General features: G+C 65.8%; 20 protein-coding genes and 1 tRNA gene. 15 read left to right on the top strand and 6 right to left on the bottom strand.

Features of this window, described 5'->3' with window-relative positions:
* Positions 1-153: 153 nt before the first annotated feature.
* From CRO01_RS12875 to CRO01_RS12865, 3 genes are all read left to right on the top strand, one after another.
* Entirely contained in the window at positions 154-2739 is a 2586-nt protein-coding gene (locus CRO01_RS12875; protein ID WP_245838549.1) for a DUF2309 domain-containing protein, read from the top strand.
* Between the two features lie 201 nt (positions 2740-2940).
* Positions 2941-4341, top strand: a complete 1401-nt coding sequence (locus tag CRO01_RS12870) for a proton-conducting transporter transmembrane domain-containing protein (protein WP_245838548.1) — start codon at positions 2941-2943, stop codon at positions 4339-4341.
* Positions 4342-4508: 167 nt separating this feature from the next.
* On the top strand, positions 4509-5225 hold the full coding sequence (locus CRO01_RS12865) for a hypothetical protein (RefSeq protein WP_097009546.1): 717 nt from the start codon (positions 4509-4511) through the stop codon (positions 5223-5225).
* A gap of 252 nt (positions 5226-5477) precedes the next feature.
* Here CRO01_RS12865 and cynS read toward each other — a convergent pair whose 3' ends face one another.
* Positions 5478-5942 carry a cyanase gene (gene cynS, locus CRO01_RS12860; RefSeq protein ID WP_097009545.1) on the bottom strand — a complete coding sequence of 155 codons (465 nt, stop codon included), beginning with the start codon at positions 5940-5942 and terminating at the stop codon, positions 5478-5480.
* A gap of 424 nt (positions 5943-6366) precedes the next feature.
* Here cynS and CRO01_RS12855 point away from each other — a divergent pair, with 424 nt between their 5' ends.
* The 3 genes from CRO01_RS12855 (at position 6367) to CRO01_RS12845 (ending at position 7741) form a co-directional block, all read left to right on the top strand.
* On the top strand, positions 6367-7206 hold the full coding sequence (locus CRO01_RS12855; RefSeq protein WP_143824959.1) for a formate/nitrite transporter family protein: 840 nt from the start codon (positions 6367-6369) through the stop codon (positions 7204-7206).
* A gap of 58 nt (positions 7207-7264) precedes the next feature.
* Positions 7265-7609, top strand: coding sequence for a ferredoxin (locus tag CRO01_RS12850; protein WP_097009543.1), 345 nt, complete (start codon positions 7265-7267; stop codon positions 7607-7609).
* A gap of 47 nt (positions 7610-7656) precedes the next feature.
* Positions 7657-7741, top strand: a tRNA-Leu gene (locus tag CRO01_RS12845).
* 319 nt (positions 7742-8060) lie between these two features.
* Here the strand turns inward: CRO01_RS12845 and CRO01_RS12840 are convergent.
* Positions 8061-8771, bottom strand: coding sequence for a phosphoribosyltransferase family protein (locus tag CRO01_RS12840; RefSeq protein WP_097009542.1), 711 nt, complete (start codon positions 8769-8771; stop codon positions 8061-8063).
* Between the two features lie 247 nt (positions 8772-9018).
* Here CRO01_RS12840 and CRO01_RS12835 point away from each other — a divergent pair, with 247 nt between their 5' ends.
* A complete protein-coding gene (locus CRO01_RS12835) occupies positions 9019-9555 on the top strand; it encodes a YqaA family protein (protein WP_245838552.1) in 537 nt (178 codons plus the stop codon).
* Between the two features lie 105 nt (positions 9556-9660).
* Here the strand turns inward: CRO01_RS12835 and thrS are convergent, their stop codons facing one another.
* Both thrS and pyrE read right to left on the bottom strand, forming a co-directional pair.
* Positions 9661-11610 (bottom strand): threonine--tRNA ligase, encoded by a 1950-nt coding sequence (gene thrS / locus CRO01_RS12830; protein WP_097009540.1) that lies wholly within the window; start codon positions 11608-11610, stop codon positions 9661-9663.
* Positions 11611-11925: 315 nt separating this feature from the next.
* Positions 11926-12450 carry an orotate phosphoribosyltransferase gene (gene pyrE / locus CRO01_RS12825; protein WP_097009539.1) on the bottom strand — a complete coding sequence of 175 codons (525 nt, stop codon included), beginning with the start codon at positions 12448-12450 and terminating at the stop codon, positions 11926-11928.
* A 410-nt stretch (positions 12451-12860) separates the two neighbouring features.
* On the opposite strand from pyrE, the gene CRO01_RS12820 reads away from it, so the two are divergent.
* The 4 genes from CRO01_RS12820 (at position 12861) to CRO01_RS12805 (ending at position 14746) form a co-directional block, all read left to right on the top strand.
* The gene (locus CRO01_RS12820; RefSeq protein WP_097009538.1) at positions 12861-13319 is read left to right on the top strand and encodes a DUF5810 domain-containing protein; all 459 of its coding nucleotides are present in this window, start codon (positions 12861-12863) and stop codon (positions 13317-13319) included.
* 25 nt (positions 13320-13344) lie between these two features.
* A complete protein-coding gene (locus tag CRO01_RS12815) occupies positions 13345-13761 on the top strand; it encodes a DUF5809 family protein (protein ID WP_097009537.1) in 417 nt (138 codons plus the stop codon).
* A gap of 16 nt (positions 13762-13777) precedes the next feature.
* Complete coding sequence (locus CRO01_RS12810) at positions 13778-14056, top strand: hypothetical protein (protein WP_097009536.1); 279 nt, start codon at positions 13778-13780, stop codon at positions 14054-14056.
* Between the two features lie 129 nt (positions 14057-14185).
* Entirely contained in the window at positions 14186-14746 is a 561-nt protein-coding gene (locus CRO01_RS12805; RefSeq protein ID WP_097009535.1) for an NUDIX hydrolase, read from the top strand.
* 7 nt (positions 14747-14753) lie between these two features.
* Here CRO01_RS12805 and CRO01_RS12800 read toward each other — a convergent pair whose 3' ends face one another.
* Positions 14754-16805, bottom strand: a complete 2052-nt coding sequence (locus tag CRO01_RS12800) for a DEAD/DEAH box helicase (protein WP_097009534.1) — start codon at positions 16803-16805, stop codon at positions 14754-14756.
* 195 nt (positions 16806-17000) lie between these two features.
* Here CRO01_RS12800 and CRO01_RS12795 point away from each other — a divergent pair, with 195 nt between their 5' ends.
* The 3 genes from CRO01_RS12795 (at position 17001) to CRO01_RS12785 (ending at position 19421) form a co-directional block, all read left to right on the top strand.
* Positions 17001-17222 carry a hypothetical protein gene (locus CRO01_RS12795; RefSeq protein ID WP_143824958.1) on the top strand — a complete coding sequence of 74 codons (222 nt, stop codon included), beginning with the start codon at positions 17001-17003 and terminating at the stop codon, positions 17220-17222.
* An 89-nt stretch (positions 17223-17311) separates the two neighbouring features.
* On the top strand, positions 17312-18838 hold the full coding sequence (locus tag CRO01_RS12790; RefSeq protein WP_245838547.1) for an MATE family efflux transporter: 1527 nt from the start codon (positions 17312-17314) through the stop codon (positions 18836-18838).
* A 67-nt stretch (positions 18839-18905) separates the two neighbouring features.
* Positions 18906-19421: a GNAT family N-acetyltransferase gene (locus tag CRO01_RS12785; protein WP_097009676.1), complete on the top strand. Its 516-nt coding sequence runs from the start codon at positions 18906-18908 to the stop codon at positions 19419-19421.
* Positions 19422-19539: 118 nt separating this feature from the next.
* Here the strand turns inward: CRO01_RS12785 and CRO01_RS12780 are convergent, their stop codons facing one another.
* Positions 19540-19911: a rhodanese-like domain-containing protein gene (locus tag CRO01_RS12780; protein ID WP_097009532.1), complete on the bottom strand. Its 372-nt coding sequence runs from the start codon at positions 19909-19911 to the stop codon at positions 19540-19542.
* A 153-nt stretch (positions 19912-20064) separates the two neighbouring features.
* Here CRO01_RS12780 and folP point away from each other — a divergent pair, with 153 nt between their 5' ends.
* A complete protein-coding gene (folP, locus tag CRO01_RS12775; RefSeq protein WP_097009531.1) occupies positions 20065-22509 on the top strand; it encodes a dihydropteroate synthase in 2445 nt (814 codons plus the stop codon).
* Positions 22510-22522: the final 13 nt, after the last annotated feature.

Here is a 22522-nt window from a genome sequence, read left to right as displayed (position 1 = left end):
GACTAGTTTTGGCATCCTGTCGTGTTCGTGTCGGCCAGCGGTGGCTGGCGTATGATCTCGCCCCAACAATTCACCAGTATTTTAGGTTCTGTGCCATATATTACTATGAATATACAGAGATTTTAACTGATACGAAAGATTCGTCCAGAGTGGATGGAAGACACTGACCGCTCAGAGTTCATGGATCCGAACTCGGTACGCGCGCGAGTCGACAACGCCGCCGAGAGCATCGGCCGGGTCTGGCCGCTGTACGCGGACGTGGCGGCCAATCCACTGGCCGGTTTCGAGGACCTCCCCTTCGAGGACGCCGTCGCCCAAGGCGAGGAGCTCTACGGCGGCCAAGGGTACCCGAGCGCCGAGTACTTTCGTCGCGCTTGGGAGCGCGGCGAGATCGATCCCACCGTACTGACCGAGCGACTGGACGACGCCGGTATCGACGCCGACCCCGAAACCGTGCTCGATCGGATGGACGAGGAGACGCCCGACGAGGGGCACAACTCGTCCGACGACCTGCTCGATCGACTGCTTTCGAAGTGGCTCGCCGCCTTCCTCGATCAAGGCGAGACGGCGTGGGCCATGCCGAATCGGGAACGGGGGTTCTACGAGGCCTGGCGCGAGTTGGCGCCGTACGACGACGAGATTCCGGCCGCGACCACGCCGGTCGGGGAGTTCTATCGCGATCGACTGACCGACCTACCCGACACCGCGATGGAGGCGCTGTACGTCGCCCTCGCGGACGTTCCCGAAGAGCGGTGGGAAGCCACATTCGAGCACCATCTGGCGGCGCTGCCGGGCTGGACCGGCCTGATCAAACAGCGCGAGGGCGACGACAACAACCCGTGGCAGGACGCCTACCCGATCACGCTGATCGACTACCTCGCCGCCCGCCTGATCCTCGCCAAACATCTCGGCGAGCCGATCGCGCCGCAGGGCGAGCGCCGTTCGGACGCCGTCGAGGACCGGCCCCCGGCCGCGGTGTGGCTGGACGCGTGGGAGGAGAGCTACCGGCAGGAACTCGTCGACGCCGTCAGGGCATCCGAAGACGCGGAAGCACAGCACCCGGACAACGTCGAGGCGGAGGCAAACACCGCTGGCGACGCCGACGCGGGGACCGGAGCAACGAGCGACGGCCCCGCCGCCCAGTTCGTGTTCTGCATCGACACCCGTTCGGAGATCATCCGCCGGCATCTCGAAGCCACCGGCCCCTACGAGACCCACGGATACGCCGGCTTCTTCGGCGTGCCGATCCGTCACGAGGGGTACGGCGAGCACGTCTCGACCGACTCCTGTCCGGTGATCGCGGAACCGAAACACCGGATCGACGAGCGCGCGACGGCCGACGGCGAGGCCGAGCGCCACGACCGATGGCACGACTTGTCCCACGCGGGTCACAAGCTGATGAAGTCGCTCAAGAACGACGTTGCCGGCGCGTTCGGCTTCGTCGAGGGCGCCGGTGGTTTCTTCGGCGCAGCGCTGGCCGCGCGGACCCTGCTTCCCTCGTCGATGTACGACCTGCGCGACGGCGCGGGATCGCCGGACGAGCCGGAGTTTTGCGAGCCCGCCGTCGACCCGCCGGACGCCGACGACGCCGACGCAGAGGTCGGACCGGCCGGAGGGGACGCCCCCGATGAGACCGTCCGAGGGGACGCCGGCGAGCACTTACAGGTCGAAGCCGACGGGCTCCCCCGTGGCATCTCGACCGAGCAGCAGGCGTTCTACGCCGAGGCGGCGTTCGACCTGATGGGGTGGGACGAGTTCGCCCCGCTGGTCGTCTTCGCGGGCCACGCCAGCCAGACCGTCAACAACCCCTACAAATCGAGCATCGACTGTGGCGCCTGCGCGGGTAGCTCCGGCGTCCCGAACGCCCGGACGCTGGCGTCGATCTGCAACGAGCCGGCGGTGCGGTCGCAACTCGCCGAACGCGGGATCGAGATTCCCGACGAGACGGTCTTCGTCGCCGCCGAGCACGACACCACCACCGACGAGATTACGCTCTTTGCGGACGATGACCTTCGGGCCGAGCGTGCCGAGACGTTCGAACGATTGGAGCGCGATCTCGAAACTGCTCGGGGCGGCGCCGCCGCCGAGCGCATCGAAACGATCGACGGCGCCGAGCCGAGCGATCCCGTCCGGGAGACCGAGCGCCGGGCGGCCGACTGGGCCGAGCCACGCCCGGAGATCGGACTCTCTGGCAACGCCGGGTTCGTCGTCGGACGGCGCGAACTGACCAGCGGCGTCGACCTCGACGGCCGCGCGTTCCTCCACACCTACGACTGGGCGACCGATCCCGATGGAGAGGCCCTAGAGAACATCCTCGTCGGCCCGCTGGTCGTCGTCCAGATGATCAGCGCGCAGTACTACTTCTCGACGGTCGACAACGACGTGTACGGCAGCGGCACGAAAGTCACGCACAACCCCGTCGGGAAGATCGGCGTCTACCAAGGCAACGGCGGCGACCTGCGGATGGGGCTGCCCTTCCAGTCGCTCCACGACGACGACGGGGCGGCCTACCACTCCCCGCTGCGTCCGACGACGCTGCTGCAGGCGCCGGTCGAGCGCGTCGAGGCCATTCTGGAGCGCAACGACGGGCTCCGGGAGCTGTTCGACAACGAGTGGCTGAAGCTGAGCGTACTGGATCCCGAGCGGGGGGACGCCGTGTTCCACTACCGGGGCGAGCTGGAGTGGGAATCCGAACAGACCGAATCGTCGACGCCTACGCAGCCGGTTTCGGCCGACTGAAGCGGGTCGAAGAGTTCGCCGCCGCGTCGTCCCTGTCTCCCAACACAGAGGCACATTTGTACACTAGATCCCCAATCTTTGCTTTGTTTTAGGAATTATACCACCAAGAGTTGAGTTATACAGAGGTTTTAACCCGCTAGTTGGACACACACCGAACAGAAACTGATGTCCGAAAACGGAAGGAGCGGCGTCCGGTTGCCGATGGTACTGAGTCGTCTCGTCTGGTTGCTGTTCGTCGTCAACCTGGGGTTGGCCATCTGGACGACGCGATCCGGTGGCTGGGAGATCGACGGCGTTGTCCGCGCCGACGGCTTGACGGCGGTGATGTGGGTCGCCGTCGCCTTCTTCAGCGGGATCGTTCACAGCTTCTCGCGCCGGTACATGGCGGCCGACGAACGCGTCGATCGCTTTTTCGGCCTCGTGTTCGCGCTGACGCTCGTCGTTATGGTGGTGACCGTCGCCGACCACGTCGCCCTGTTCGTGCTGGCGTGGCTGTCGATGGGACTGATCATGGCGGACCTGATCGGCCATCTCCGCGGGTGGCCGGAAGCCCACGCCGCCGGCCGTCTCGCACGCCGGTACTTCCTCGCCGGAAGCGGTCTGCTCGCGGCCGGACTGGCGGTGCTGGCGTTGGCCACCGGCGAGACCGCAATCTCGGAGATTCTGGCGAGCGTCGACGCGCTCTCGACCGAGACGACGACGGTCGCCGCGGGGCTGGTGCTGGGTGCCGCGATGATCCAGTCAGCGCTGGTGCCGTTTCACGGCTGGTTGTTGTCCTCGATGACGGCGCCGACGCCCGCTTCGGCGATGATGCACGCCGGGTTCGTCAACGCCGGCGGCGTCTTGTTGAGTCGGCTGGCGCCCGTGTTCGCCGGCGACGCCGCGATCATGCTGGTGATCGTCGTCGCCGGCGCGAGCAGTGCGCTGATCGCGCAGGCGTGGATGCTGGTCAAGCCCTCCGCCAAGGGTCGACTCGGGTGCTCGACGGTCGCCCAGATGGGATTCATGATCCTCCAGTGCGGGCTGGGATTTTTCGCCGCGGCCGTCACGCACCTGATCGTCCACGGGTTCTACAAGGCGTACATGTTCCTCTCGGTCGGCTCGCGCGTCGAGAAAGTCCCGCCGAAGACGACGAAATCGGGAGCCGGGTCGACGGCGATTCGACTCGCCGTCGGCGTCGTGGCGGCGATCGCAGCGGGCGTGCTGTTCGCCAGCCTCACCGGCAAGAGCCTGACCGGGCCGGGAACGGGCGTGTTCCTGACGGCGATCGTCGTGCTGTCGGCGTTGCGCGGGACTCGTTCGGTGCTCGACCAGACCGCACTGTCGCCGCTCGCCCGAGCTGTCGGTATCCCGCTGGCCCTACTGCCAACCATCGCGGTGTACGCCGGTATTTACAACGGCATCTCGGCGATGATGGCCGGGCTGCCGATGATCCACCCCCATCTGGAGATGACGCCGATCCACTGGCTCGTGTTGGGGCTGTTCGTGCTCGGACACGTCGCGCTCGAAGCGGGCTGGCACCGCGAGAGCGGACGGCTCTACGTCGCGCTGTTGAACTCCTCGCAGCCGGATCCGGCGACGGTTCCGACGAGAGATAAGTAGGGCTATCTGGGGTATGAACCTCTTATCTTGTGTGCTGAGTTCGGCGTGAAACAGGCAGTCAGTAGATGTGCGCATCTACCGTTCCGCTGGACCAGATCGATAGAACTCACGACCGACCGCAGAAATATAGACTAGATTTTTACCAAAGTTCCCCGAATCGATCAACGATGAGGTTCTCCGGGTGGCTCTCTGCCCACGATCGCATCCTGTTGGTTATCGCCCTCGGGGGCGCCTTGGTGGCTGCCGCCGCGTTTGCGCCGATAGGGACCAGTGACCGGACGTACTCCTACGAGGTAGCGGAGGTCTCCCCAGATTCAGACTGGCCGCTCGAACTCGTCGCTTCTGACGAGGTGCTAGCCTGCTGGGACGCCTCGACCGATTCGGCTGATGGATGGACGGAGGCGCAGTGTCAGTTCGCCGTAGGAGTGCACGAGGATGGACCAGTCGTCATCGGGGGCAACAATACGAGTCCACAGACCCGCGCTTGGAACAATCAGCTCGTATATTTCGAGGCGACCAATCAGTTCTACGCTCCCCAGAGCGACTACCTCGACAACGGATCTAACCGGTTGCATCTTGATCCCGTCTCGAATCAGACTGCAATGGGCATGACTGCGATCGACGCCGAGTCCTTCCCACCCGAGTCCCAACGCCTATTCGAACGTGGAACCCTTCGGACGGAGGATCCGATTGCTGGCTGGCGCTACTGGACCAACCACTACGGATTCGTCGAACACGAGGACACGTTCTACCGGCAGGTACGCGCCGGTGTCCAGGGCCACGATAATGACAAGGCCGAACTGGTTCGCCGTGTACTGACAGCCCTCGTCGGAGTCGGCCTACTACTGTACAGCCGACAGAAGTATGTCAAGGGAGCGGAGTGACCACTACCGATTGAGGAAGATCGTCTCCACCGATCAGCCTGCAACGCCGCTTCAGCGCCAGTTAACCGTCACCGATATCAGTAAGGAAGGGTCCAAAGATACATCTGAGTAGTTGACACCGATAACGGGTGAATTATCTGCCCCCCCACTCTGATAGATATTCGCCCTCTATTGACCAGATAGAACCAATCTCGGTAACGGGCCGTCAGCGATAGAATCCGAAAGAAGAAGTCGGCTACGGTACGGCGGCGTCTACCAGCGCTTGTACGGCAGGAATTTCCCGTCGTACGTGATGACGACGTGGTCGCCCTCCGGGTGGGGCTCCTTGTCGACGCTAACCTCGAAGTCGATCGCGCTCATGATCCCGTCGCCGAACTCCTCGTGGATGAGCGCCTTGATCGCGGGCCCGTACACTTGGGGGACCTCGTAGAGTCTGTAGAGACAGGGGTCAGACGGAATCGTCGGCTCGCCTTGGCCCTTCATCGGCGGCTTCTGGAGGTCCGAGATGACATCGCTGCCGAGGTCGAGTACCTCGGCGAACGCCATCGCGTCGTCTTTGGTCATGCTCGCGGCGTCGTAGGTCGCCGACGCGAGGAACGTCTTGTCGCCGCCGACTTGGTCGGCGATGTCGGCGAAGGTCAGTCCTTTCTCCTCTTTGGCCGCGAGGATCTTGCTGCGCGTCTCGGTCTTGTCGTTCAGCTCGTCGCGTGGGATCATCGCATCAGGACGGTTGGGAGAGTCGTATTAAACCGTTTTGCTGGTATAAGTGAATGCTCTGGTAATAAATTTCAAAATATTAGGAGTATTTTGGTGTTCTCTCGTGTTTAGGCTACGAACATCAACTAAAGAGAGAGTGGCGTCGGGACACGATATCGAAAACCGGCCGGTCGAGCCGCACAGGCCGTGGTTCGGTAATCGTGTCGATGTCGACGAACGGTAGATACGTCGATGAAACGGATAATACGACCTATGTGTCATAATAGACACCAAGGGGGAAAGAAGCATCCAAGGAGTAGTCCTTTATGTGTTCGTTTGTTCAGCCAAATCGAGTTCAAATGATCGAAATTAGCGCAGATCGTGTAAAAACGATGCAAACGTCGAAGTGTTCGCATCCGTCGTGGATCGCGGGGAGGAGATAACGATGTACCGGGAAACTATCGAGGATGTCGCCGACGCCGCCGCCGCTCAGATGGAACTGATCGGCAACAGCCTCCCAGCGTACTTGGCGCATTCGGCGCTTGCGGGGGCGTACCTCGGCTTCGGTGTGGCGATCGCGTTCATCTTCGCGGGCGATCTCATGGGAACGCAGTTCGCGCCGTTCCAAGGCATAGTAATGGGCGCCAGCTTCGGGATCGCGCTGTCGCTGGTCATCATGGCCGGTTCCGAGTTGTTCACCGGCAACGCGATGATCATGACGATCGGGCAGCTCACCGGGCGCGTGAACTCGGGGGCGACGCTGAAAGTGTGGGCGTTCTCGTGGCTCGGCAACCTCATCGGCTCGGTGATCATCGCGGCGATGCTGGTCGGCTCGGGCACGCTTCCGACCGAACCGTTCGCGGCGATCGGCGCCGCCAAGATGACGATGGCGCCCACCGAGTTGTTCCTGCGTGCGATGCTGTGTAACTGGCTGATCGTGCTGGCGGTCTGGTGCAACTTCCGCCTCGAGAACCCGGTCGCCAAGCTCATCATGATCTTCTGGTGCCTGCTGGTGTTCATCGGCGCCGGCTTCGAGCACAGCATCGCCAACATGGCGATCCTGACCTCCGCGAACCTCCTGCCGATCGCCGACCCCGCTGTCTCGTGGTCGGGGATGGCCTACAACATCGCGGTCGTCACCGCGGGCAACGTCGCCAGCGGCGTGCTCTGTCTGGGCGCCGTCTACTACTACATCTCGACGTCGTACGGCGTCGAGTACAAGTGGAGCATGGAGGACAACGTCGTGACCAACGCCGCCCGCGGCGCGGCATCGAACGACGACTGACGTCCGGTCGTCGGCCGAACCGTAACGCGAAAGGCGGCCCCCTCCTTTCATACGAGTAATGAGCGACCTCGACGCGGAGATCCAAGAGCCAAGCGACGTGGGCGGCGACGATGCACCCTCGATCGAGGACAAGCCCTACAAGATCATCTTCGAGGCGAACAAGTGCTTCGGCGCGGGCAAGTGCGCCGAGGTCTCGAAAAACTGGGAGATGGACCTCAAAAGCGGGATGGCAAAGCCCGGCTCGTACTACGTCTCCGAGGACGACCTCGACCACAACATCCGCGCCGCCGAAGTCTGTCCCGCGAAGAAAGGCGACGGCTGTATCCACGTCATCGACCGTCGGACGGACGAGGAGATCTCACCCGACCCCGACGGCGACGGCACGCTGTCGGTCGACTGGTAAGCGAAACCCACTTGCCGGCCCGGGGACAATCCGCATCTGCCTTCTGCGCGAGGGTGGCTGAGCTAGGCCAAACGCGGCGGACTTAAGATCCGCTCCCGTAGGGGTCCATGGGTTCGAATCCCATCCCTCGCACTCCTCTCGGCGCGAACGGACGTGAGCGCCGTGTGCGGCAGACGTTGGGATTCGAACGAGAGGAGTCGCAGCGCGCGAACGGATGTGAGCGCGACCGTCTCCGCGTAGTTCGAATCCCATCCCTCGCACTCCTCTCGACGCGAACGGACGTGAGCGCCGTGTGCGGCAGACGTTGGGATTCGAAGTAGGCCGAGGTTCTGCGCCGACGCGCAGGTCCTCGGACGTAGTTCGAATCCCATCCCTTGCACGGCTGTGAGAAAACACCGTGAGCAAGAGTACGGAAGCGGCGCGAAATGCCGCAGGCTGACGCCGCAGTCGCTTAGAACTCCACCAGCGCGCCGACCGGCGCGTCGGTCCGCTCGCGCGCGCGTTCGACGCCGTCGGTTCCCACGGCGATCAGGGTGAAGACGCCGCCGACATCGGCACCGGCTCGTTCGGTGATATCAAGCAGTAGCTCCTGAGTTTCGCCCGACCGGATCAGATCGTCGACGACCAGCACCGTCTCGCCGGCGTCGATCGACGCGGCGGGCAGGTAGTACGTGAGTTCGATGCCGGACTGAAGACGCTGGCGTGACTCGATGAACTCCTCGACGGCGGTCTCTTTGGACTGCTTGGCGTAGGCACAGCGCACGCCGTAGTAGCTCGCCATCGCGGCCGCGAGCGTGATGCCGTCGGTCGCCGCCGTCAGCACGACATCGGGGCGATCGAACTCGAACGTCTCGGCGGCGATCGGCGCGACCAGATCCAGAAACGACTGGTCGAACACCGCGCCGGAGTTGTCGACGTAGCCTTCCTCGTCGGTGGTGACACGGCGTTCGAGTTCGTCGGCCAGCGCGTCGCGACCGACGCCGGAGACGACCTCCCGAGCGCGGTCGTCGCTCGGAAGGACGTGTCCGTTGACGTAGCGGTTGAGATCGCCGGCAGGCAACTCCGTCAGCGCCGCGAGTTCGTCGTACGTGCGGGTCTCCTTGAGCATCCGAAGCACGGAGACGGCCCGCAACTGGAGGGCGGCCTTCTCTGCGCGATTCATACGTATAGGCATGATTCCACAACTATGGTGGTTTCGGTGCGAAACGAGCGCGACTCTGTGCAAGACCGTGACAGTCCCGACGGTTACGGGGCGGCTGGACGCCGACGTGGACGACATCACCGCCGCGACGGCGGCGCGCCAAGGGATGGCTGCGGCATCGCGCCGACGCTCGTCGAAATACGAAGATTTACGAGCGGCCTGAACGTGAATGTATCACGTGTTCGCACTGGCGATCGAGGCCCCCGTCGTGCTCACCGACCTTTTCGAGACAATCGTCGATGGGACGCTGGCAGCCGTCGAAACCGCGACCGGCTGGCCCGGCATGGGGATCATCTTCGCGTACTCGTTTCTCATCGCCTTCGCGCTGCCCGGCCCCAGCGAAGTCGTGCTCGCGGCGCCGCTCGATCTCGGGATTCCCGCGTGGGCGAGTCTAGGATCGATCATGCTGGTCAGCGCCTCGGGCAAGGCGGTCGGGAGCCTCTTTGCCTTTCACATCGGGCAGGAAGCCAAAGAGTCCGGGCCGATCATCCGACGGTTGCGCCGCTCCCGGTTCGATATCGTCGAATGGTCGGAGAATCGGACCGTCGAACTGGCCCGGCAGTACGGCTACGCCGGGATGGCGCTGGCGCTTTGTGTTCCCTTTTTCCCGGACACGATCTCGATCTACGCCTTCGCCATCCTCGAAGAGGACTACGGCAAGTTCGCACTCGCGACGTTTCTCGGAAGCCTCGGCCGGTTGCTCGTGACGGTCGTCATTCTCGGCGGTGCGATTACGCTGTTCTGACGCCCACGTCTAGCACGACGGCACGGTTTCTGACGCCGACGCTCGACCGACGAAGACGACGGTCGTCGTGGGCGTCCGCGAAGACAGTCTGCTGGACGCCGGCGCTCAATCCTGCAGGAAGTCCGGTTCGGTCCGTTTCTCCGAGCGCTCGCTCCGGAGGTGGTCGCGGAACGCGTCGATCTCGACGTCGTACTCCTGGTCCTCGAAGCGGTCGCGCACGGAGATGTTGCCGTCTTCCTCTTCGTCGTCGCCGACGACGATCATGTACGGCACGCGGTCCTCGTGGGCCGCCCGGATCTTGCGCTCGATCGTCGAGTCGCGGCCGTCGACCTCGACGCGGAACTCGTCGAACTCGTTTTTGACGCGGTGGGCGTAGCCGAGGTTGTCGTCGCTGATCGGCAGCACGCGGACCTGCTCGGGGGCGAGCCAGAGCGGGAAGTTGCCGGCGTAGTGCTCGATCAACACCATAAAGAAGCGCTCGTAGCTGCCGTACAGCGCGCGGTGGATCATCACCGGCTTGTGGGACTCGTTGTCCTCGCCGACGTAGCTCAGGTCGAAGCGCTCGGGCATGTTGAAGTCCAGTTGGACCGTGGGGCCGTCCCAGTGGCGTCCGATGGCGTCCTCGAAGCCGAAGTCGATCTTCGGGCCGTAGAAGGCGCCGTCGCCCTCCTCGACCTCGTAGTCGAGGTTCCGGCGGTCGAGCACGTCACGGAGCTGAGACTCGGCGCGCTCCCAGATCTCGTCGGAGCCGACGCTCTTCTCGGGGCGGGTCGCCAGCGCAACGTCGTAGTCCAGATCGAACGTCGAGAGCACCTCGTCGATCATGTCCATCGTCTGTTCGACCTCGCGCTCGATCTGGTCCGGGCGGACGAACAGGTGACCGTCGTCGATCGTAAAGGCCCAAACGCGTGAGAGGCCCGAGAGCTCGCCGCGCTGTTCCTTTCGGTAGACCTTCCCGTTCTCGGCGTAGCGCATCGGCAGGTCACGATACGACCACGAGCTGTCGTCGAAGATCGTCGCGTGGCCCGGGCAGTTCATCGGCTTGAGCCCGTACTCGTCGTCGTCGACGTCGAAGACGAACATGTCGTCCTGATAGTTCTCGTAGTGACCGCTCTCCTTCCAGAGGTCGGTCTTGAACACGTGGGGCGTCTCGACGTACTCGTAGCCGGCGTCGAGGTTGAGCGACTCGACGAACGACTCCAGCTCGCGGAGGATAGTCTTGCCCGCGGGGTGATACAGAGGGAGACCGGGACCGGTGACATCCTGGATCGAGAACAGGTCCATCTCGGAACCGATCTTCCGGTGGTCGCGGCGCTCGGCCTCGCGGCGTCGCTCCTTGAACGCCTCCAGATCCTCTTGGGACTCGAAGGCGGTGCCGTAGATCCGGGTCTGCATCGGGTTCTCCTCGTCGCCGCGCCAGTACGCGGCGGCGATCTCCAGCAGGTCGACGGCGCCGATCTCGCCCGTCGAGTCGACGTGGGGGCCCTTACAGAGGTCCTCCCACTCGCCCTGACTGTAGAAGGAGACGGTCTCGCCCTCCTCGGCGAGTTCCTCCAAGAGTTCGAGCTTGTAGGGCTGGCCCTGCAGGCGCTCGCGGGCTTCCTCGATCGAGACCTGTTCGTACTCGACCTCGTAGTCGGCGTCGATGATCTCCTCCATCTCCGCGAGGATGTCTTCCAGATCGTCTTCGTCGATGTCGAGATCGTCGAAGTCGTAGTAGAAGCCGTCGTCGGTCGGCGGCCCGATAGCGAGTTCCACATCGTCGTAGAGCCGCTGGACAGCCTGCGCGAGACAGTGCGAAGCGGTGTGGCGCAGCACGCGGACGTACTCGTCGCTGTCTTCCGTGACGAGTTCGATCTCGGCGCCGTCCTCGGTGACGGGGACTTCCTTGCCGACGAGTTCGCCGTCGATCCGGCCGCCGGCGGTGTCCCGACCGAGGCCGGGGCCGATCTCGAAGGCGACATCTTCGAGCGTCGCCCCGCGCGGAACGTCGAGCTCGGAGCCGTCGGGGAGCACTACTACGATCTGATCCTGGGAATCTGCGTCCTGTGACATTGATATACCTCCGGCTGGCCAGGGGTTGCCAGCGGGAAAACGGGCAGGCGTCTACACACGGGAGTAGGAAGGGGCAGCACCCGATGTAAAGCAGACACCTGCCATCTGTACCTGCCCGTACTGGAGGCGACAGCAAAAGCGTTGCGAACCGGTACCCGGCACGGTCCGCGGGAGAGCGATGCGATGGGCAGGACTCGCACCTGCGTTCCGGTCCTGGAGGGACCGTGTGTTCGCTGCTACACCACCATCGCGCAAACCGAGCTACGGCGACGTGGCGTGTAGTAATCCGGCCGCTACTCGGTAGGTATGGGTCGTTTACTGGTCGTCCGCGAGCAGGTCCTCGGCGGTGACCAGCGACTCCAGTTCCACGTCGACCTCGGCGAGGTTCTCCGCGCCGCCCTCCTGTCGGTCGACGACGACGAGCGCGCGATTGACCTCCGCGCCGGCCTCGCGCAGCGCCTCGACGGCGTCGACGGCGCTCTGGCCGGTGGTGGCGATGTCTTCGAGGACGACGACCTCCTCGCCCTCTTCGAGTTCGCCCTCGATCAGGTTCGCGGTGCCGTACTCCTTCTTTTGCTTGCGCGCGATGACGTAGGGCAGTTCCGTCTCGACGCTGGTGACCGCGACCAGCGGGACGGCGCCGAGCGCGACGCCCGCCAGCTTGTCGTCGTCGAGGCGCTCGGCGAACGCCTCGGCGATCAGGCCGAGACAGTGGGGGTCGGTCTCGAAGAGGTACTTGTCCACGTAGTACTCGCTGGTGCCGCCGTGGGAGAGCTCGAACTCTCCGTACTGGACGGCGTCGGCGTCTCGCAGGGCCGCGATGAGCTCGTCGTTTGCCATGCGAGACTCTCGTCGTGGGGGGAGTATAAGCGACGTGGAACGGATTCAGAGAATTGGAGGTGGATTTCGGGCGAAATGGCTGTGAACGCCTTCGGACTACTTTTAGCAGTTTTAGCTACCGGGTGTATCCAGAACATTCCGAAAGCCCTCGGCCCGCTGTCCGGTTTTCACGCGGATATCCTCGCTACACTCGGATAGAGCCGCGTGAAAACCGGACACCGGCCCTCGCCCTTTCAGTCCTCCAAGGGACCGCGACCGCAGGCCTGCCCTTCCCCGTGGGCGCGGCATGAACGCCGCGCCCGGCCGCTGCGGATACACTGTATCACAGAGAATCCGCGGTCGAGGCCACCGGTCCAGCGAGTACACGTCCAGTCTGAACCCTTTTCACGCCGCGAACCCACCCACCGGATATGGGATACGCCTGTCCGGTCTGCGAGGCGCCGCAAGCCGACGGGGAGCACTTGGCGAACCACCTCGCGTTCACCGCGATGCTCGGGCGCGAGGACCACGAGGCGTGGCTCGACGAGCACGCGCCGGGCTGGGAGGAGTCCAACCCCGACGACCTCGCCCCGGAAGTCGTCGACGCCGTCCCCGAAACGGAGTTTCCACAGATTTTCGACGACACGTCCGACAACCAGCACGATCACGGCGACCACCAACACGGCGCCGCCGCGCCCGATGAAACGCCGTTCGAGCAGGAACTCGCCCGCCAATCCGGCGGCGCGGGGCGGGGGAACCTCACCGGCGAGGCCCAAGAGGTGATGGCCGAGGCCCGGGAGATGACCGAGCAGATGCTGGCCGACGACGGAGAGACGGCGGACGCCGACGAGGGCGACGCCGAAGCCGACGACGCGAACGACAACGGGTAACTGTCCGGCGCGCGAGTAATCGCGTATGCACGCAGACGGCTTTCTCGCACCCGAGAGCGCGGCCGACGTACACGAGGCCTACGAGTCCGTCGGGCCGGGCGCGCAGGTGCTGGTCAAGGAAGTAGCGAAGGCGATGGAGCTCGGCGCCGAGGAGTACGACGAGCGCGTCGACGCCGACGTGGTCGAGACCGCGCGGGACGCCATGTTCGCCTCGCTGCTGAAAGTACGAATCGGCACGAGCGAGGAGTTCGAGGAGTGGGACGAATCCTACGACGGCGAGGTGACGGTACTGGGGAGCGAAAACGTCGACAACGTCGTCTGGCACGCCGGCCCCGACGACGAGGCCGTCGCCGCGACGTTCCAAGACGAGGAGACCGCGGCCGTCGGAACGCTGCGCCGGCAGGCCTACGGCCGCATCTACCGGGAGATCATCGCGGAGTGACGCCGACGAGTAACTAATGAGTCTCGACGACGACCGCCTCGACGCGCGCCTCGAAACCGCCTTCGGCGGCACCGCCGCCGAGCGTCGGGTAGTGGTCCGACAGGCCCGCGACCTCGCCGATTCGGGGCGGTTCGCCGAGACCGCCGACCACGAACTCACCGTCGAGGTCGTCGTCGACAATCTGTCCGACGCCCCACGGGGTACCCCGAGCGAGCGCTGGAATTGGTGGATGGGCGCGCTCGGGTTGGCCTTCGGCGGGTTCGAGCAGTTCACCGTTCGGGAGCGCGAGGAGTAGCCCAGTCGCCGGTGCGTTCGGACGCCGACGCTCGGCGTCGATCCGATCCCAAACTGAGACGCAGTCCGACACCGACGCTCGGCGTCGAACCGACAGGCCCGAGTCGATCGCCTGCGAGGATCCGAGTAGATGACCGACAACGAAGCCGGTCCTGCGGCGTCGGACCACGAGTGGCCGATCGTCGACTCGGCGACCGAGTACGAGACGGGCTGGTACACGGGCGGGTACGACCGCGTCGAACAGCCAGACGGCACCGAGAAAGACTATTACTGGGCGGAGCTTCCGCCGGCGGTCGTCATCGTCGCCTCGACCGGCGAGGAGGTCGTCTTCGTCGAGCAGTACCGGCCGACGATCCGCGAGTCTCAACTGGAACTTCCGGCCGGCATCGTCGAGGACGGCGAGTCCTACACGACTGCCGGCGCTCGGGAACTCCGCGAGGAGACCGGGTTCGACCCCGCCGGCGTCTCGCTGCTCCAAGAGTACAAGGTCGCCACCGGCGTGTTGCGTCACGACCGTGGCATCGTCTTCGCAGAGGGGTTAGAGCCCGTCGAGCCCGACCTCGACGACAACGAATTTCTGGAAGTCCGGTCCGTCCCGGTCGAAGACGCCCTGTCGGTCGCCCGCGAGAATCCGACGAACGACGCGACGCTGAACGCGATTTTGCTGGCGCGGGAAGACGGGCTGTTGTAGGAGAGCGTCAGAACTCGTCTTTCAGTTCGATGTCGGCGACGATGTCGTAGGGGTGTTTGTCCTTCCGGATGCCGTCGATCATCGTGAACGCGTCGCCCGGCGAGAGGAAGTGGGTTGTGACGGCCCGCCCGAGGTCGGTGGGCTCGAAGCCGTCGATAAACTCGTACTCCAACAGTTTGCCCAGCGCGTGCTTAGTCGGAACGTCGCCGAGCATCCGGTCGTTGAGCCGCTTTGCGCCCTTACCGGCGACGGTGACGTTGGCCAGCGTCTCCTCGACGGCGGCGCGCTCGTCGTACACCGTTTGCACGTCTTCCATCTCGCCTTTGAGGAGCTTGAACGCCACCTCGTCCTCGGACATCTCCATGCTGGAGTGATAGGATGTGTCGGGTTCGACGAGCACGTACACCGTCCCTTTGTCGTGGTAGTCGGGACGCCCCGCCCGCCCGAGCATCTGGTGGAACTCTTGGACCGAGAGCCACTCGATGCCCATAGCGAGCGTGTCGAAGATCACCTGCGAGGCCGGGAAGTCGACCCCCGCAGCCAGTGCGGCCGTCGTGACGACCGCCGCGAGATCCTGATTGCCGAACTTTCGCTCGACGGACTTTCGCTGGCCGTAGTCGAGTCCGGCGTGGTACGGCGCCGACTCGTACTCCAGTTTGCGGCTGATCTCGTGACAGCGCCGCCGCGAGTTAGTGAAGATGATCGTCTGGCCGCGATACCCCTTCGAGGACTTGCTGTCGAACTCCCGCCGGACGAGTTTGTTCTCCAGTCGGGTCTTCTCTTGCTGGTCGGCGAAGGTGACGTGGCGCTCGATCGGCACCGGGCGCTCCTCGAACTCGACGAGGTTGGCTCGCAGCCCTTGGGCGAGTTCGTGGGGGTTCCCGACCGTCGCCGAGAGGTAGATGTACTGGGCGCCGTGGTAGTCTTGGCGCCGTTGCTCGCGCTGCTCGGTGTAGTGTTTGAGCCGCGAGATCAGCCCGTCGAGGCGGTGGCCCCGCTCGTCCTCTTTGAGCGTGTGGACCTCGTCGATGACGACCGTCCCGATGTCGCCGAGATCGCGCCCAGTCCTGAGCGCGTGGTCGATCCCCTCGTAGGTGCCGACGATCACGTCGGCGTTGGGGTCGAACCGCTCGCCGTTGTCCTTGACGCGGCTCGCGCCGACGCGGATCGACACGTCGACCATGTCGCCGTACTCCTCTTCGAAGTCCTCGTGCTTCTGGTTGGCCAGCGCGACGAGGGGGACGAGAAACAGCATCGTCCCCTTGCCGTTGAGCACGCGGTCGATCCCGGTCATCTCGCCGACGAGCGTCTTGCCCGTCGCCGTCGCGCTCACGACGAGTTGGTCGTCGCCGTCCAGAAGGCCGTTCTCGACCGCGAGGCTCTGGACCGGTAGGAGCGTGTCGAACCGGCCTTCGAGCATGTTCTGGATGCCGGGGTGGAGGTTCAGCGAGTCGACCGGGACCGGGTCGATCTCGTCGGTCGTCGCCGAGATCTCGTCGAACTTCGTCAGGTCGGGATCGAGTTCGCCCTGCAGGAGATTCGTGATGCGTTCTAAGTCTTGGACCTCCAGCAGGAGCTCTTCGAGCCGGTCCCGGGCCGAGCTCGTCAGCCCGCCCTGATAGGAGAGTTCGCGTTCGAGTTCCTTCTTCGCGCAGTCGGGACAGACGTGCTCGTCGTCTTTCTTGATCGCTGTCTCGCTGGTCAGCGGGGAGTATCGCCCCGCCGAGGCGCAGATCCGGCAGGTCCGGACGACTTTCGCCGAGAGCTGGTAGCCGTCGAGCATCTCGCGGAGTCGGTCGCGGTGCTCGGGGGCGGTCTGCTCGGAGATACGGATGCGGTCGGCCATCCGCGCGATGTCGACGAACTCATCGGGGTTGCGCGGCTCCTCGCTGGAGCCGTCCTTGATCCGGAATCGGCCGGGGCGTGGCCCCGCCGAGGTCTCCTTGAGGTCGAGGCGCGCGCGGAACAGCCGCTTGTCGTCCCGTCGGACGACGACGTAGTAATCCCCCTGCGACTCGTGGAGGAACAGCGTGTCGACCTGTTGGACCTGCCGTGACACGCACGTCTGTACTCGCGGGGGATATTTGAGCCGTTCGGAACGGGAGACGCCGATCTCGACCGCCTCGACGCGGTGCCGCCAGCGCCGCGGCGAGAGCTGTCGCCGGCCGGTCGTGTTTTTTCTCCGGTCCGTTCGACGCCGACGCCGAGCGGCTAGTTCATCTCGTCCGCTCGCCTACCGGCACTCGTGACCGCGATGAAATCCGTTCGACCAGCCAGCACCGAGGAGATCGACGAACAGCTCCGAGAGTTAGCGGAGCAGCTCACTCGAATGGACCAGCGGCTGCGGCGACTCGAACGGCAGGTGGCCGCGACCACGCCGCGGGGATGGGAGTGCACCGTCTGTGAACGTGGCTGGGTCAGCGCCCGCGGCGGCGTGCTTTCGTGCAACCGCTGTTCGTTCCGTCGGCACCTCTGATCGCTGCGCCGCGCCGGCCGCCCCGAGCCGGCAATCCCGCCGCCGAGGACGGCGCTTAAGCGCCGTGGCCCCGTCAGTCGGACTGACTCGTGGCAGAGACCGACCGCAAACGCGTCGACATGACGACGGGGGCGATCCCGCCCAAGCTCGGCCAGATGGCGTGGCCGCTGGTGCTGGGGAATCTGCTCCAGACGGTCTACAACGTCGCGGACATGTTCTGGGTGGGGCGCGTGGGCCGCGACGCCGTCGCGGCGGTGTCGCTGATGTTCCCGCTGTCGTGGATGTTCGTCTCGACGGCGATGGGGATCACCGCCGCGACGATCGCGCTGGTCTCACAGCACGTCGGCGGGGGCAACGACCGGCAGGCCGACCGCGTCGTCGCCCAGACAATCTTGCTGACGCTTGCTGTGTCGCTCACGCTCGCGGCCGTCGGCCTCGCATTCCGGGGCCCGCTGCTCACGCTGCTTGGTGCGCGCGGCGACGTGTTCGTCGAAGCGCTGGCGTACATCGAGGTGATCTTCCTCACGTTGCCGTTTACGTTCCTCTTTTTCGCGTTTCGGGCGTCGCTGCAGGGGGCCGGCGACACCAAGACCGCGATGTGGCTCGTCCTGCTGTCGGCGGGGCTGAACGTCGTGATCGATCCGTTCTTCGTGCTCGGGTGGGGGCCGTTCCCGGCGTGGGGCACCTTCGGCGCCGCCGTCGCAACGTTCATCTCGCGGGGCGCGGCGACGGTCGCGGGCATCTACGTGCTGTTGCGGGGCGGCTTCGGCGTCCGACTCCGGCCGGGCGATCTGCGGCCCGATGTCGGCATCCTCCGGAAACTGGTCGATATCGGCTATCCGGCGACGTTAGACGGCTGGGCGCGCAGTTTCGCGTCGGTCGTGATGGCCGGGTTCGTCGCCCGCTTTGGCACGACGCCGACCGCGGCCTACGGCATCGGCATCCGGCTGATGTCGATCACGTGGAGCGTGGCGGGCGCGGTCGGGCAGGCCACCGCGACCGGCGTCGGCCAGAACCTCGGCGCGAAGACGCCCGACCGGGCCGCAAGAGTCACGTGGGTCGCCACCGCGGCGACGATGGCGCTGCTCGGGGCCGCCGCCGCGCTCGTGTTCGCGTTCCCAGCACAGGCGATCGGCGTGTTCATCGACGATCCCGCGGTGATCGCCGAGGGCGTCGTGTTCCTCCGGGTCATCGCGCCGTTCTGGGCATTCTTCGGCGGTGTGATGGTAATTCAGGGCGGCTTCCGCGGCGCGGGCGACACCAAGATCGCCATGGCGCTGTCGATCCTCTCGCGGTGGGCCTTCCGAGTGCCCGTCGCGCTCGTGCTGGCGTTCTCGTGGGCGGTGCCGATCCCAGGAACCGGGCTCGCGCTGGTGAGCTTCGGCATCGGCGTCGAGGGGATCTGGTGGGCGTTCTCGGTCGGCGCCGTCCTCTCCTTCGTGATCGCGGTGGCGTGGTTCCGACGGGGAACGTGGCGCGAGGGCGTCGTCGAAGAGCGCGAGCGGCCGGGGAGGAAGCCGGCCGGCGGCGACGCCGAAACCGCCGACGCGACGAGCGACTCGGGCCGTCGCCCGGCATCGCCCCGTGAAGATGACACCGAGTTCGTCGACGACTGAACTCGGCGGCGCGGCGCCGGCGGCGTCGAGCCGGGAGCTTTTCGTCATCGCGTCGCCGACCGGGGGCATGGTCAGGCGCTATGAACACCCCGACGACGCCGACGCGCTCTGGGAGCTCAAGCGAGCCTTCGAGCGCGAACTCGGCGCGAGCACCGGCGGCGACGACAAGGCGGCGGCCTACGAGGCGAAACTCGACGGCGAGTACCGGCAGCGCTACCGCGAGTGGGTCGGCGACTGCGTGGCGAACGACGCGGGCTGTATCCACGTCGCGGAGGGCGACGGCGACGCCGCTGCGTCCGCGGCGGCCGGCGACGCCCTCGCTGGCTACGTCTTCGTCCTCCCCGAGGAACTGACGATGATCTGGGACGCCGCGGTGCTCAACGAGATTTACGTCCGCGAACCCTACCGCGGCACCGGCGTCGCCGACGACCTGCTCGACGCCGCCGTCGAGACCGCCGAGCGACAGGACCTCCCGCTCGACCGACTGGTGCTCGATGTCGATCCGGGCAACGAGCGCGCGCGAGCGTTCTACCGACGGCACGGGTTCGAGACGTGGGGCGAGCTGGTCGCGCGATCGCTGTAGGGCGTCGGCACGTAGCCTGCGAATCGTACGCGGCGTCGACACGCAGCCGGTTGGCCCAACGGGGTCGACACTCTCCGTCGGCAGTGCGCCGAACTGCCTACCGACCGGTCCCCGGGGGCTACCGGATACTCCAGAGAAGCGATCGGAGCTTGTAGCCCAGCGAGCCGTTCTGATACCCCTTCCAACCGCTCATCCCGCCGAGCAGCGTCGACGCATCGTACCCCTCGTCTCTGAGGACGCTCGTCGCTCGCTTGGCGACGACGCCCATCTTACACACGACGACGATGTCCCGGTCGGTCGGCACGTCCCCGAGCCGGTCGCGCAGCGCCGACTCGTCGCCGCGGCGCAGTTCGTTGTACACGGGGACGTTCCGGCTCCGGTCGATCGCTCCGGACTCGAACGCCGACGCCGGGCGAATATCGAGGACAAACGGCTCGTCGCCCGACGAATCGAGGCGGTCGTCGAGTTCCTTCGGACGAATGCTGCTCATCGGCTCAATATTGTATTTTGAGGACAAAACTGTGGCGTTCGCGGCCGTCGAGAGTGGGGCGTCACAGCAAAACGACATCGGATATCTACCGCGGCGCGACGCGCCGACAGTCCCTTCCGACACGCTAAAGCGCGCGGCACCAGACGTGCGAGTATGAAGTTCCACGACGCGGCGAACTTCCTCTACGATCTGCGGCGGTTCGGCCCGCGTCCGGGCATCGAGTCGACCGCCGATCTCCTCTCGCATCTCGACGACCCCCACGAGGGACTGGCCTGCGTGCAGATCGCGGGCTCGAACGGGAAGGGCTCGACCGCCAAGATGGTCGAGTCGATCCTGCGCGAGACCGGACTGACGGTCGGCCTCTTTACCTCGCCGCATCTGGAGGACCTGCGCGAGCGGATCCGCGTCGACGGGCGGAAGATCCAGCGGGCCGCCGTCGCGGAGTTCGCCGACGACATCGAGGACTACGTCCGCGAGAAGGGCGCCGACGGCGCCTCGCCGACTTTCTTCGAGGCGACGACCGCGATGGCGCTGTGGCAGTTCGCGCGCCGAGACGTGGACGTGGCCGTGCTCGAAGTGGGCATCGGCGGCAAGCTGGACGCGACCAGCGTCGTCGATCCCGTCGCCAGCGCGGTGACGACCGTGACGCTCGAACACACCGACGTACTGGGCGATACGATTCCCGAGATCGCCCGCGACAAGGCTCACGTGGCGCCGGCCGACGCGCCGCTCGTCACCGGCGCCGAGGGCGACGCCGTCGCGGCGATCCGCGAGGTCGCCGACGATGTCGTCACGGTCGGTCCGGACGGCGACGTGGTGCCGACCTACGGCGGCCGGACGAACCACGCCGAGGCGGCCGTCTCGATCGAGGGGCCGGACTGGGCGGTCGATGCGCGCGTTCCGACGGTCGGCGCCCATCAGGCCGACAACGCCGGCATCGCCGCGACGCTGGCCAGACAGATCGGCGAGCGACTCGGCGACGGTCCGGTCGCCGACGCGGCGATCGAGCGGGGGCTCCGACAGGCCCACTGGCCCGGCCGGTTCGAGGTGCTCGAACGGGAGCCGCTGGTCGTGCTCGACGGCGCGCACAATCCCGGCGCCTGCGAGAAGCTCGCCGACGCCCTCGGCGAGTTCGAGTACGACGACCTCCACGTCGTCTTCGGCGCGATGCACGACAAGGACCACGCCGAGATGGCCGCCGCGCTGCCGACGCCCGATCGCGTTGTGACCTGTGAGCCAGACCTCGATCGCGCGGAAGACCCCGCGGTGCTGGCGGACGTGTTCGAGCACGCCGGCGCGGAGACAGTCAAGACGGGCGGTGCGGTCGAGGACGCCGTCGCCGAGACGCTCGATGCGGCCGGCGAGAACGACTGCGTGCTGGTGACGGGGTCGCTCTTTGCCGTCGCCGAGGCCAGAACGCGCTGGTCGCGCCTGCAGATTCCAAAGCGCGTGCGGACGCGTGAGGGCGCCCGGGACATGCTCGACGGCGCCAGCGTTCGGGAGGGCGAGATCGAGCGCGTCGCCGGCGAGGGCGTCCACCGAGTGCTGAAGACGCGCGTCCGGACGGCACAGGCCCGCCAGCTCAAAGAAGAGCTGCTCAGGGTCGGCGGCGAGTGCGCGGTCTCGGAACTAAGCGAACAGGACACCGTCGTCGACGCCGTGTTGCTGGGGACGCTCGACCAGTTCGAGGCTCTCACAGATGTGCTCGACGACCGCTCGGACGGGCTCGAAACGCTCGCCGAGGAGGTCCGAACGGCGCTCGATCTCGACGACGAGTCGGCAGGTCGGGGCTACCCGTGGGAGGACGGCACCGCGGTGATGGGCATCCTGAACGTCACGCCCGATAGCTTCCACGACGGCGGCGAGTACGACGCCGTCGAGGACGCCGTCGCGCGGGCCGAGCAGATCGTCGCCGAAGGCGCCGACATCATCGACGTGGGCGGCGAGAGCACCCGGCCGGGCGCCGAGCCGGTGCCCGTCGACGCCGAGATCGAACGGGTCGTCCCGGTCGTCGAGCGCATCGCCGATCTGGACGCCATGGTGTCGGTCGACACCCGTCGGGCAGAAGTGGCTCGCGCGGCGCTGGAAGCCGGCGCGGATATCCTCAACGACGTATCGGGGCTCGAAGACCCCGAGATGCGATTCGTCGCCGCCGAGTACGACGCCCCGATCGTGGTGATGCACAGCGTGAACGCGCCCGTCGATCCCGACACGGATGTCGAGTACGACGACGTCGTCGAGGACGTGATCGATCAGTTGCGAGAGCGCGTCCTGCTGGCCGAGAAGGCCGGCCTCGACCGCGAGCAGATCATCGTCGATCCGGGGCTTGGCTTTGCGAAATCGCCCGCCGAAGCGTTCGAGTTGCTGGATCGGGCCGACGAGTTCGACGCTTTCGGCTGTCCGGTGTTGATCGGCCACTCGCACAAGTCGATGTTCGCGCTGAGCGGGCAGTCGGCCGGCGAGCGCGGCCCGCCGACGGTCGCGGCCTCGGCGCTGGCAGCGGATCGGGGTGCCGACATCCTGCGCGTCCACGACGTGAGAGAAAACGTCGCCGCGGTCAACGTCGCCGCGGCGGCGTCGCGCGACGCCGACGAGTAGGCCGGCGTCCGGC

The sequence above is a fragment of the Natronoarchaeum philippinense genome, assembly GCF_900215575.1.
Classification (GTDB): Archaea; Halobacteriota; Halobacteria; order Halobacteriales; family Natronoarchaeaceae; genus Natronoarchaeum; species Natronoarchaeum philippinense.
Note: the sequence above shows the minus strand (reverse complement) of the source record. Positions and strands in the feature narration are given on the sequence as shown.

Excerpts from the sequence above, each read along its gene's own strand:
- CRO01_RS12785 (WP_097009676.1), top strand. The coding sequence starts at position 18,906 with ATGGTCAGGCGCTATGAACACCCCGACGACGCCGACGCGCTCTGGGAG.
- CRO01_RS12805 (WP_097009535.1), top strand. The coding sequence starts at position 14,186 with ATGACCGACAACGAAGCCGGTCCTGCGGCGTCGGACCACGAGTGGCCG.
- CRO01_RS12780 (WP_097009532.1), bottom strand. The coding sequence starts at position 19,911 with ATGAGCAGCATTCGTCCGAAGGAACTCGACGACCGCCTCGATTCGTCG.
- CRO01_RS12870 (WP_245838548.1), top strand. The coding sequence starts at position 2,941 with ATGGTACTGAGTCGTCTCGTCTGGTTGCTGTTCGTCGTCAACCTGGGG.
- pyrE (WP_097009539.1), bottom strand. The coding sequence starts at position 12,450 with ATGGCAAACGACGAGCTCATCGCGGCCCTGCGAGACGCCGACGCCGTC.
- thrS (WP_097009540.1), bottom strand. The coding sequence starts at position 11,610 with ATGTCACAGGACGCAGATTCCCAGGATCAGATCGTAGTAGTGCTCCCC.
- CRO01_RS12850 (WP_097009543.1), top strand. The coding sequence starts at position 7,265 with ATGAGCGACCTCGACGCGGAGATCCAAGAGCCAAGCGACGTGGGCGGC.
- CRO01_RS12820 (WP_097009538.1), top strand. The coding sequence starts at position 12,861 with ATGGGATACGCCTGTCCGGTCTGCGAGGCGCCGCAAGCCGACGGGGAG.
- CRO01_RS12840 (WP_097009542.1), bottom strand. The coding sequence starts at position 8,771 with ATGAATCGCGCAGAGAAGGCCGCCCTCCAGTTGCGGGCCGTCTCCGTG.
- folP (WP_097009531.1), top strand. The coding sequence starts at position 20,065 with ATGAAGTTCCACGACGCGGCGAACTTCCTCTACGATCTGCGGCGGTTC.
- CRO01_RS12875 (WP_245838549.1), top strand. The coding sequence starts at position 154 with ATGGAAGACACTGACCGCTCAGAGTTCATGGATCCGAACTCGGTACGC.
- CRO01_RS12795 (WP_143824958.1), top strand. The coding sequence starts at position 17,001 with ATGAAATCCGTTCGACCAGCCAGCACCGAGGAGATCGACGAACAGCTC.
- CRO01_RS12815 (WP_097009537.1), top strand. The coding sequence starts at position 13,345 with ATGCACGCAGACGGCTTTCTCGCACCCGAGAGCGCGGCCGACGTACAC.
- CRO01_RS12865 (WP_097009546.1), top strand. The coding sequence starts at position 4,509 with ATGAGGTTCTCCGGGTGGCTCTCTGCCCACGATCGCATCCTGTTGGTT.
- CRO01_RS12855 (WP_143824959.1), top strand. The coding sequence starts at position 6,367 with ATGTACCGGGAAACTATCGAGGATGTCGCCGACGCCGCCGCCGCTCAG.
- cynS (WP_097009545.1), bottom strand. The coding sequence starts at position 5,942 with ATGATCCCACGCGACGAGCTGAACGACAAGACCGAGACGCGCAGCAAG.
- CRO01_RS12810 (WP_097009536.1), top strand. The coding sequence starts at position 13,778 with ATGAGTCTCGACGACGACCGCCTCGACGCGCGCCTCGAAACCGCCTTC.